Origin of the sequence: Bellilinea caldifistulae (genome assembly GCF_001306055.1) — a bacterium.
In the GTDB taxonomy this organism is placed as follows: Bacteria; Chloroflexota; Anaerolineae; order Anaerolineales; family Anaerolineaceae; genus Bellilinea; species Bellilinea caldifistulae.
This window is the reverse complement of the sequence record NZ_LGHJ01000006.1, coordinates 127,281-136,632: the sequence shown is the minus strand read 5'-3', so window position 1 is coordinate 136,632 and position 9,352 is coordinate 127,281. Positions and strand designations below refer to the sequence as shown.

The following is a 9,352-nucleotide window of genomic DNA, read 5'->3' as shown; positions in this document are numbered from 1 at the left end:
ATGATCCTTTGCCGGTTTCTTCGAAACGCTGCTTTTCCATCCCGCTGATCTCCAAAGTGGTTTGGTTCGATTGTATTAAGGTTTTCCCCTTTTCGTCAATCCCAGTTGTTTGTTTTTCAACAATCTCGACTTAAGTAACTTTACACGACAGACCAACTTTGCTAAAATAAAGTTGAATGGGTTGGGGTTTTACTTGTGGGATAAGCCAGGGTTAATCTCTTTCAATTTATTGTTTTCTTTTTGATAACTTCTTCTTAATTTCTTTTCCCTTCCAGCATAGTTTAATTGAAAAGAGATTTTCTTTATATATGTCAATTTCCTAAGATGAGTTACCCTTTACAGAAACATCTGAAAGGAGGTGGTGGGCTATCGGCATTTGAATCGGTTTGATTTTCTGCGGGTAGATTCCAAAACTCAGGTCTAAGGAGAGGGAACATGAAATTCAAGTTTTTCCAAATCGTTTCTCTGGTTTTGATTCTCTGTCTGGCACTGCCAATGCCGGTTTACAGTGCCGACGTGCAAAAGCCTCAGACACTAACTACCATCAATTTCACCATTCTACACACCAATGATTTTCACGGCAATCTGGAAGCCTCTGGCTCGAACCCCGGCGCTGCGCGGGTGGCCTATAAGATCAATGAAGTTCGAACGGCAGTGGGAGCCGATAATGTTCTGGTCTTGGATGCGGGGGATATGCTGCAAGGTTCGCTTATTTCCAACATCCTCAAGGGCCAACCAACCATTGACTACTACAAAACCATTGGTTACGATGCGGTTGCGCTCGGTAACCACGAATTCGATTGGGGGCAGCAAGTATTAGCCAAACGAGGTTTGCAGGCTGCTGCGACTGAAGCCGGCAAAAAACCATTCCCCATGCTGGCAGCCAACATTGTCAAAAAAGTAGGCAACTCATGCGATGGCTGGGATCGCCCAGTTTTGGATGACGGGGCTGGAAATAACTACACCATTGAGCCTTACACGATTTTGGAGGTTGGAACAGACCCCAATAAAGTCCAGGTGGGGGTGATCGGCGTCGGTTCGGTCGAAACCCCTTATATCACCATCGCTGAAGCCACCGAGGGACTTTGCTTCAAAGACCCAACCCAATCCATCCTGCATTATTATGACGAGATGAAAGCAGCCGGTGCCGATGTGCTGGTAGTGCTCAGCCACAATGGCTATGCCGACGGCGGCTATGGTTATGGCTTTACGGTCTATGGGGATCAGACCCTTGCCCGCAATCTTAATGACGCAGGTAAACCGGTACACCTGATCATCGGCGGTCACAGCCACACCGACCTAAGTGCCGCCACCATGGTCGGCAATACGGCCGTAGTTCAGGCCCATTACAACGGGCGCAAGATTGGCCGGGCCGATTTTACCTATGACCCGGCTACCGGCGCGGTTACGATCAGTTGGAGCCGGATTGTAGTCGGCACAACCGACCCGCAGGACCCGACCGTTCAGAGTCTGGTGAATGGGTATGTCTCGGATCCCGATTATCAAAACCTGATCAATGAACCTATTGGATGGGTGCAGGTGGATTTGCTGCGCAACTACAACGGTGATGGGATGATGGGCACCTTCATTCAAGATGCCATCTATAACCAGTTGAACTCCGATACAACCCCCGATAATGACGTGGATATGGTCTTCAACAATCCAGGTGGTATTCGGATTGACTGGTGCGATAAAGAAGATCCCGCCAACCCCGGCACCTACATCTGGACCAGCACGGCGAGCGACTGCCAGAGCGAAGGTGTTTGGTCGCATGGTCCGATGGTACTCACCTACGGCATGTTGTTCCAGGTTTTACCGTTTGGGAATGACACCGTTGTGGCGGATATGAGCGGGGCCGAAATCATTGACCTGCTCAATCAAAGCGCCACTCTCTTCAAGGGCGCTCTTTCGATTGCAGGAATCCGTCATAAATTCTATCGCTATTCAGACGCTCTCCCAGGGCCACAACCGTGGGCATGGGGCGCTTATGACATTGAGGTGTTTGACCGCGAAGCAAACGGCTGGGTGCCCATTGATCCAAACCGCACCTACCGGATTGCTACAAACAGTTTCCTGGCACCTGCCGGGCAGGATGGTTTCATCCAGTTCAAATACGCCAGGAATCTGTCCTACTGGGGAGATATGTTGAATCTGGTCATCGAGTGGGTGCGTAATTATACCCAAGATGAACCCTATAAAGGCCCCGCTGGCGATGGCAAACTGGACGGACGCGTCACTCGCGAGGGCACGGATGCTGGTGGTCCGATTGTTCCGCTCACTATCCTGCACCACAATGATTCACACGGGCGCTTGCTCCAATCGGGTAGCACGGTGGGTTATACCAATCTGGCAACCCTGATCAAACAGGAACGTGCCCACAACCCCAACCGTACGCTGCTACTCACCGCCGGGGATAATATCCAGGGCGACTCGATGATGTACTACTTCAAGTCAGCCGGCTTAGGCTACTGTGCAGATGGCAGTTCGCTGCCGGCCGACATGCAAATCAACCCGCTGATCAAAGCCTTCAATGCCATGGGGTACGACGCCATGGTGTTGGGCAATCACGAATTCAACTTTGGCAAGGAAGTTTTTAGCACCCTTTCGGATGCCAATTTCCCCATCCTACAGGCCAACTTACAGGACGATGGCCGGTACGGCATTGGCCAGATACCGGTATTGCCGTTTGTGCGCAAACCGGTTGGCCCAGAAGCGATTAAGGTCAGCATTATTGGCATCGGTAACCATCGCGTGCCCAATTACGAACTTCCGAGCAACATCGAAGGATTGACCTTCACCAATCCGATTGAAACTGCCAGCCAGTATGTGGATATGTTGCGCGATAGCAGCGATGTGGTAATTGCCTTGACCCATATTGGTTTCGCACCTAACCCTGCCAGCGTGGAAGTGGATGACAACGTGGACACCTATCTGGCAACCCACGTTTCTGGCATTGATGCCATCGTCGGAGGGCACTCGCACACCCATCCAAGCGATACTCGTTTCATTCCTGAACCATTCAAATTCCTGCCGACCTTGCTGGGCAATCCGGATGGAGGAGCGGTGATCATCGGGCAAGCCAATCGCTACAACACCTACCTCGGCGAAATTATCATTGGGTTGCGTCCCAAATCAACCACCACAACCAGCGATGCGGGCATTTTATCGCAAGCCTATGAAGTCGTTTCCCGCGCCGGGCGCGCAATTGAAGTAACCACAACCTACACTGAAGACCCCACCATCAAGAGCCTTGTCCAGCCATATGCCGACAAATTGGCCGCCTACAACAATACAGTCATCGGTCAAACCATCACCCCGATTGATACACTTCAGGCTTATACCAGCGAAACCAACGGAGCTAACTTGCAGGCCGATGCTTCGGTGTGGAAACTGGAAAAAGAAAAGATTGAGGTTGATTTCCACCTGTCCGGCGCTATGACCAATCGGCGGATTGCGGATACTGCCACCCCCACCACCCCCTACTCTCTCAAGATCAGCGACATGTTCAGCGCCATGCCGTATGAAAATTCGCTGGTCGTTTTGCGGATGAACGGCCCACAACTCAAAAAAGTATTGGAACGGGCATACCGCAATTACTACTACTACAAGTATGTGCCGGGGTACGGCGGTTACTCCTACTACACCACCTGTATGCTGGATATCAATGCTGGCGGTAAGATTACCTACTTCGATACTTACCCCGAGCTGCCCAACGGCAATAACGTTGCCGCGCTGGAAATTGACGGTAAACTGGTTGACTTCAACGATGCCAACACCTACTACAATGTCTCTACCGTCAATTATCTGGCCGCGGGCTCCTGCAACTTTAATGACGGTGGAGTGTCGCTCTGGCCGCTTGATCAAATCGTCGCGGATACGCAGTATTACGTCCGTGATGCGGTGATCGAATACGTCCAGAGTAAAACCGAGCCGATCAATCCGCAAATCGAAGGACGCCTGAACATCGTGGTGCCTGTTCGGTTGTGGATGCCAGTGATTTCACGGTAATCCTTCCTCCGCATTAAATAGACCTGCCCGGTGGATAACCCCGGGCAGGTTTTTTTATAAACCATGCCGGCGCAGGGCCTCCCGCAGCAGCGCGTAAACCTGCGGGTTGCCCGCCAGAATACTCACCGGCGGTTTCAGAATATCCTCATCGCCGTCTGCTTTGGTAACAATGCAGCCGGCCTCGCGGGCGATCAACGCGCTGGCGGCAATATCATAATGCTGAACGGCAAGTTCCCAGTAACCATCCAGCCGCCCGCAAGCGGTATAACACAAATCGAGTGCCGCCGAACCCAGCCGGCGCACCCCCTGCGAACGCAGCGTCAGGTCGCGAAAGCAGGCAAACGCCGCATCGGTGTAGGGAGAATGGTCATGGTGCGGCAGGCCGGATACCAGCAGGCACTCGTGCAGTTCGGTTGCATTCCCCGGGCGGATCGGGCGACCGTTCAGGCTTGCGCCTTTGCCCCATTCAGCGGCAAACATTTCTTCATGGATCGGGTCGTACACTACCCCCAGCCGCAGGTCGCCCGCCTCGGCATAGGCAATCGAGACACAAAAGAAGGCAAACCCGTGGGCAAAGTTGATCGTCCCGTCAATCGGATCGAGGTACCAGCAGCGATCATCGCTGCCGTTGCGCTGGCCGCTCTCTTCGGTGATGATGGTGTGATTAGGAAAACGGCTGAGAATGCGCTCCATCAACAATGCTTCGGATTGATGATCGGCTTCGGTGACAATGTCGGTACTGCCCTTGAAGCGGATGGTGTGATCGCCGCCGAATCGTTCGCGCAGCAATTCGCCGGCTTCGCGTGCCCATATCATCAGGTCATGTAATTCGGGTTGCATGGGATACTCCAAAACGGCATGTCAGACTGATCTTAACAAACCAGCGCCGCAGAAAATTGCGGCGCACAGCGTGATATAATCAGCAGTGCCGAAGGTGGGAATCGAACCCACATACCCGGAGGGTACACGATTTTGAGTCGTGCGCGTCTGCCAGTTCCGCCACTTCGGCGTGATCTAACCTGAAATATATCAAAATTCTTCAGAAGGGTCAAGGTTTCAAACGATCATGCGTTTGGGAATCATCGGATTACCACAATCGGGAAAGACCACTTTGTTTAACGCCCTTACCCGCGGCAATCAACCCACCGGTGTGGCCACCGGAAAAATCGAAATTCACACCGCCGTGGTGGATGTGCCCGACCCGCGGGTGGACGTGCTTTCGAAAATGTTCAATCCCAAAAAGACCATTTACGCCAAAGTCACCTACGCCGATATTGCCGGGCTGGATGGCTCGGCGGGGAAGAGCGGCATCTCCGGCACGCTGCTCAATCAGTTAACCCAGATGGACGGTTTTCTTCACGTGGTGCGGGTTTTTGAGGATGAAAATGTGCCGCATCCGCAAGGCAGCGTTGACCCGCAGCGTGACCTCGAAGCCATGGACGCCGAATTTGTGCTGAACGACCTGATCGCCGTCGAACGTAAACTGGAACGGCTGGCAGAAGAGCGCAAAAAGGGCGGCGGGCGGGATCGCTCGGCGATTGAGCGTGAAATTGCCCTGTTCGAGCGATTGCAGCAGGCCCTCAGCCAGGAAATTCCCCTGCGTGATATAGATATTGAACCGGAGGAAGAAAAACTGCTTTCCGGCTTTGGCTTCCTCAGCCGCAAGCCGGTGCTGGTGGTGTTAAACCTCTCCGAGGGACAGGCCGCCCCGGCCCTGGAATATGCTCACCGCCACAGTCAGGTGGTGGCACTGCAGGCCAAACTGGAAATGGAGATTGCCCAATTACCGCCCGAAGATGCAGCCCTGTTCATGGCGGAATACGGCATCAGCGAACCCAGCCTCAACCGCATGATTCGCCTTTCGTATGATCTGTTGGGACTGCAGTCCTTTTTCACCGTCGGGCCGGACGAAGTCCGCGCCTGGACGGTGCGGCGCGGCGCAACCGCCCCCGAAGCCGCCGGCGAAATTCACACCGACTTGCAAAAGGGGTTCATCCGCGCCGAGGTGATCAGTTATGATGATCTGATTGCGCTGGGCGGCATGAGCGAAGCACGCGCCAAAGGCAAGTTGCGCTTGGAGGGGAAAGAGTACATCGTCAAAGACGGCGATATCTTGAACATCCGCTTTAACATCTAAACCGGGGCGGGTCGGTTTGTTATGATCCGGTGATTAATCGGTTAAGAAGCCACATTAACGGTGAGTACAGGCTATAATTCTTAACACGGCAAGACCATTTCCTCCAAGAAGGAGCAGCCATGCCAAAAGTCAACTATTTGATTGATATGGATGGCGTTTTGATCAGCGGACAAAAGATCATCCCCGGAGCGGATGCGTTCATCGCCCGCCTGAAGGCAAAAAAGATCAAGTTCCTGGTGCTGACCAACAACCCCATCTGGACGCCGCTCGACCTTTCGCACCGTCTGCAAAATATGGGGCTGGACATTGACAAAGATTCGATCTTCACCTGCGCCATGGCCACCGCTCGCTTTCTGGATGCTCAAAAACCGAACGGCAAAGCCTTTGTGATTGGCGAAAGCGGCTTGCAGGTCGCCCTGCACGAGGTGGGCTACATCCAGACCGAGTTCGACCCGGATTATGTCGTTTTAGGCGAAACCTTTAATTACAGTTTTGCGCAGGTGACCAAAGCGGTGCGCTTGATCAACGCCGGAGCACGGTTTGTGGCCACCAACCCCGATGCAACCGGGCCAACGGACGAAGGGATTGTGCCGGCCTGCGGCGCAATGGCGGCTTTAATTGAAAAAGCCACCGGTAAAGCCCCCTTCTTTGTCGGCAAGCCCAACCCCTTCATGATGCGCGCGGCGCTGAATTACCTTGGCGTCCACAGCGAAAATACCATCATGATCGGCGACCGCATGGACACCGACATTGTCGCCGGCATTCAAAGTGGCTTAGGCACCATTCTGGTGCTGAGCGGCGTCACCAGCCGCGATATGATTTCCGCCTACCCCTTCCAGCCTCAACGGGTGGTTGGTTCGGTGGCAGAGCTGGAACTGGATTAAGCCCGGCGGTTAAAACTGCAACCCAAACAGGCGCAGCCACGGCCTCCCATAATCGAGGAACGGCCAGGGAATTGCCGCCAGCATCAAGACAAAGGATGCCAGATAGCCGAAAGCCGCCCAGCGGTGTTTGAGGACATCACTGGCGGCTTTGCGTGTACGGCTGCGCACCACATGCGCCACCACCAGCGCCACGAACATCAGCAAAAAATGTTCAATGGCGAAGAAGCGCGTGCCGGAAGCGCGCATGGCAGCCGCAAAATCGGCCGTCAGCACCCCAAACCAGCCCTTGGAAAAGTACAAAATCAGCCCTAACAACAACTGCACATCGAAAAAGGAAGTGTAAAGCATCCCAAAGCGGTTGTCATCTTGATTGAAACGCCGCCCGCGCTGCCAGCCGGTAAACCCACGCACAATCACGATGATTGCCAGAATCACCAGCGCCCAGCGGGTGAGGTTATGCAGGCTCTGCAGGATCAAATTGAGGGTGGACATGAAAATTCCTCCTGTCAGGATAGTTACTTACCGATCGTTTAATTGAATTATACTCTACTCCATCATCGGCGATCAAGAAAATCTCCCTCTCCGCAAAAGTGACGTATAATGTTTGAAAATACCCGCCAAAGGAGCAGCAGCCCATGACTCTGGAAAGTTCGATCATTCGCAACCGTTTTCCTGCCTTGCAAAGCGGCGCTATCTTTCTGGATAATCCCGGTGGAACACAAATTACCCTCTCGGCATTGGAGCGAATCCAGCAGTACCTGACTACCTCCAACGCCAATCATGGCGGCGCTTTTCACACCAGCCAGGAATCGGATGTCATTCTGGATAACGCCCACGCTGCCATGGCAGATTTCTATAACGCTGCCCGCCCAGAAGAAATCGTCTTTGGCAACAACATGACCACCCTGACGCTGCACATCAGCCGCTCGCTGGCGCGGACCTGGAAGGAAGGCGATACCATCGTGGTCACCCGACTGGACCACGACGCCAACATCACGCCGTGGGTGCTGGCCGCTCAGGACCGCGGGGTTAAGGTGCGCTGGGTGGATTTTCACCCGGAAGACGGCACGCTGGATGTGGATGATTTGCGTGCTGCGCTGGAAGAAAAACCGCGCCTGCTGGCCGTCGGGTACGCTTCGAACGCGCTGGGAACGATCAACCCGCTCGAAGAAATTATCCCGCTGGCCCATGCAGCCGGCGCGCTGGTTTACGTGGACGCCGTCCAGTACGCCGCCCACGGGCCGATTGATGTACAGGCGCTCGGTTGTGATTTTCTGGTCGCCTCTTCGTACAAGTTTTTCGGCCCGCACGCCGGCATCCTCTACGGGCGTTACGACTTGCTCGACAACCTGTTTGCCTACAAGGTACGCCCGGCGCCCAACACGCCTCCCGGCAAATTTGAAACCGGCACCCAAAACCACGAAGGCATTGCCGGTGTACTCGGAACCATCGAGTATCTGGAATGGCTGGGGGAAACTTTTGGCGGGGAATACAGCCGGGAATTAAGCCCGCATTACAAAGGGCGGCGCTTACGCCTGAAACAGGCCATGTCTGCCATTCGCGCTTATGAATACCGACTGAGCCGCGCCCTGCTGGATGTCCTCAAAAGCATTTCCGGCCTGACGCTTTACGGATTGAGCGATCCACGCCGCATCAAAGACCGTGTGCCGACGTTTGCCTTTCGTTTGAACGGTCAGCATCCGCGCGAAGTGGCTGCCGCGCTGGGACGAGAGGATATCTATGTCTGGGACGGTAATTACTACGCGCTGGCGGTCACCGAACGGTTAGGTGTCGAGGACAAGGGCGGCATGGTACGGGTCGGGGCAGTTCACTACAACACCGAGCGCGAGTTAAAGATGCTGGGCGACGCCCTCGAACGCATCGTCAGACACAAACAGGCCATCTAACCAACAAGTTCACTCCGCCGGGGTGCGCCGCTCTTTGATCCCCAACGCTGCCCGCACAGCCCGGCTGGCGCGCACTACGCCAAACACTTGCAGATTTCGAATCACCGCCGCAGCCAACTGCGGCGGCACATCGTCATCCATGGACAGCATCCCTGCCACCCGCAGGTCAAGACTTTCCCCCTTGTGAGCAAGTTCTTCCAGCTGCGCGCGGCTCAGGTGAACAACCCCAATGGTCAACCCGCGCCGGCGGATGATTTGACTCAGGGCTTCGTTGTGCTTTTCCAATTGAGCGCGGGCAGCCGTCCGCAGAAAATCGGTGCGGCTGGAATAATAACCTTCTTCAACCAGCACATCAATCTGACCTAAGTCCACCACGCTCAGATTGATGGTGACTTTTTCGGGTTCAGGCATGGAAG

General features: G+C 54.2%; 7 protein-coding genes and 1 tRNA gene. 4 read left to right on the top strand and 4 right to left on the bottom strand.

Going from position 1 to position 9,352, the window contains the following annotated elements; genetic code table 11:
- Window positions 1–435: 435 nt before the first annotated feature.
- Window positions 436–4,008, top strand: a complete 3,573-nt coding sequence (locus AC812_RS01935) for a bifunctional metallophosphatase/5'-nucleotidase (protein WP_061913162.1) — start codon at window positions 436–438, stop codon at window positions 4,006–4,008.
- A gap of 54 nt (window positions 4,009–4,062) precedes the next feature.
- On the opposite strand, the gene AC812_RS01930 is transcribed toward AC812_RS01935, so the two are convergent.
- Together AC812_RS01930 and AC812_RS01925 are read right to left on the bottom strand one after the other, a co-directional pair.
- Window positions 4,063–4,848 (bottom strand): inositol monophosphatase family protein, encoded by a 786-nt coding sequence (locus tag AC812_RS01930; RefSeq protein ID WP_061913161.1) that lies wholly within the window; start codon window positions 4,846–4,848, stop codon window positions 4,063–4,065.
- Between the two features lie 86 nt (window positions 4,849–4,934).
- A tRNA-Leu gene (locus AC812_RS01925) sits at window positions 4,935–5,017 on the bottom strand.
- A 57-nt stretch (window positions 5,018–5,074) separates the two neighbouring features.
- Between AC812_RS01925 and ychF the strand changes: the two genes are divergently transcribed.
- Entirely contained in the window at window positions 5,075–6,145 is a 1,071-nt protein-coding gene (gene ychF / locus AC812_RS01920) for a redox-regulated ATPase YchF (protein ID WP_061913160.1), read from the top strand.
- A 119-nt stretch (window positions 6,146–6,264) separates the two neighbouring features.
- Window positions 6,265–7,029: an HAD-IIA family hydrolase gene (locus AC812_RS01915; protein ID WP_061913159.1), complete on the top strand. Its 765-nt coding sequence runs from the start codon at window positions 6,265–6,267 to the stop codon at window positions 7,027–7,029.
- A 9-nt stretch (window positions 7,030–7,038) separates the two neighbouring features.
- On the opposite strand, the gene AC812_RS01910 is transcribed toward AC812_RS01915, so the two are convergent.
- Window positions 7,039–7,521 (bottom strand): hypothetical protein, encoded by a 483-nt coding sequence (locus tag AC812_RS01910; protein ID WP_061913158.1) that lies wholly within the window; start codon window positions 7,519–7,521, stop codon window positions 7,039–7,041.
- A gap of 143 nt (window positions 7,522–7,664) precedes the next feature.
- Here AC812_RS01910 and AC812_RS01905 point away from each other — a divergent pair, with 143 nt between their 5' ends.
- Complete coding sequence (locus tag AC812_RS01905) at window positions 7,665–8,936, top strand: cysteine desulfurase-like protein (RefSeq protein ID WP_061913157.1); 1,272 nt, start codon at window positions 7,665–7,667, stop codon at window positions 8,934–8,936.
- A gap of 9 nt (window positions 8,937–8,945) precedes the next feature.
- On the opposite strand, the gene AC812_RS01900 is transcribed toward AC812_RS01905, so the two are convergent.
- Window positions 8,946–9,347, bottom strand: coding sequence for a hypothetical protein (locus AC812_RS01900; RefSeq protein ID WP_061913156.1), 402 nt, complete (start codon window positions 9,345–9,347; stop codon window positions 8,946–8,948).
- Window positions 9,348–9,352: the final 5 nt, after the last annotated feature.

Coding starts and splice junctions, on each gene's coding strand:
- AC812_RS01935 (WP_061913162.1), top strand. CDS start 436: ATGAAATTCAAGTTTTTCCAAATCGTTTCTCTGGTTTTGATTCTCTGT.
- AC812_RS01930 (WP_061913161.1), bottom strand. CDS start 4,848: ATGCAACCCGAATTACATGACCTGATGATATGGGCACGCGAAGCCGGC.
- ychF (WP_061913160.1), top strand. CDS start 5,075: ATGCGTTTGGGAATCATCGGATTACCACAATCGGGAAAGACCACTTTG.
- AC812_RS01915 (WP_061913159.1), top strand. CDS start 6,265: ATGCCAAAAGTCAACTATTTGATTGATATGGATGGCGTTTTGATCAGC.
- AC812_RS01910 (WP_061913158.1), bottom strand. CDS start 7,521: ATGTCCACCCTCAATTTGATCCTGCAGAGCCTGCATAACCTCACCCGC.
- AC812_RS01905 (WP_061913157.1), top strand. CDS start 7,665: ATGACTCTGGAAAGTTCGATCATTCGCAACCGTTTTCCTGCCTTGCAA.
- AC812_RS01900 (WP_061913156.1), bottom strand. CDS start 9,347: ATGCCTGAACCCGAAAAAGTCACCATCAATCTGAGCGTGGTGGACTTA.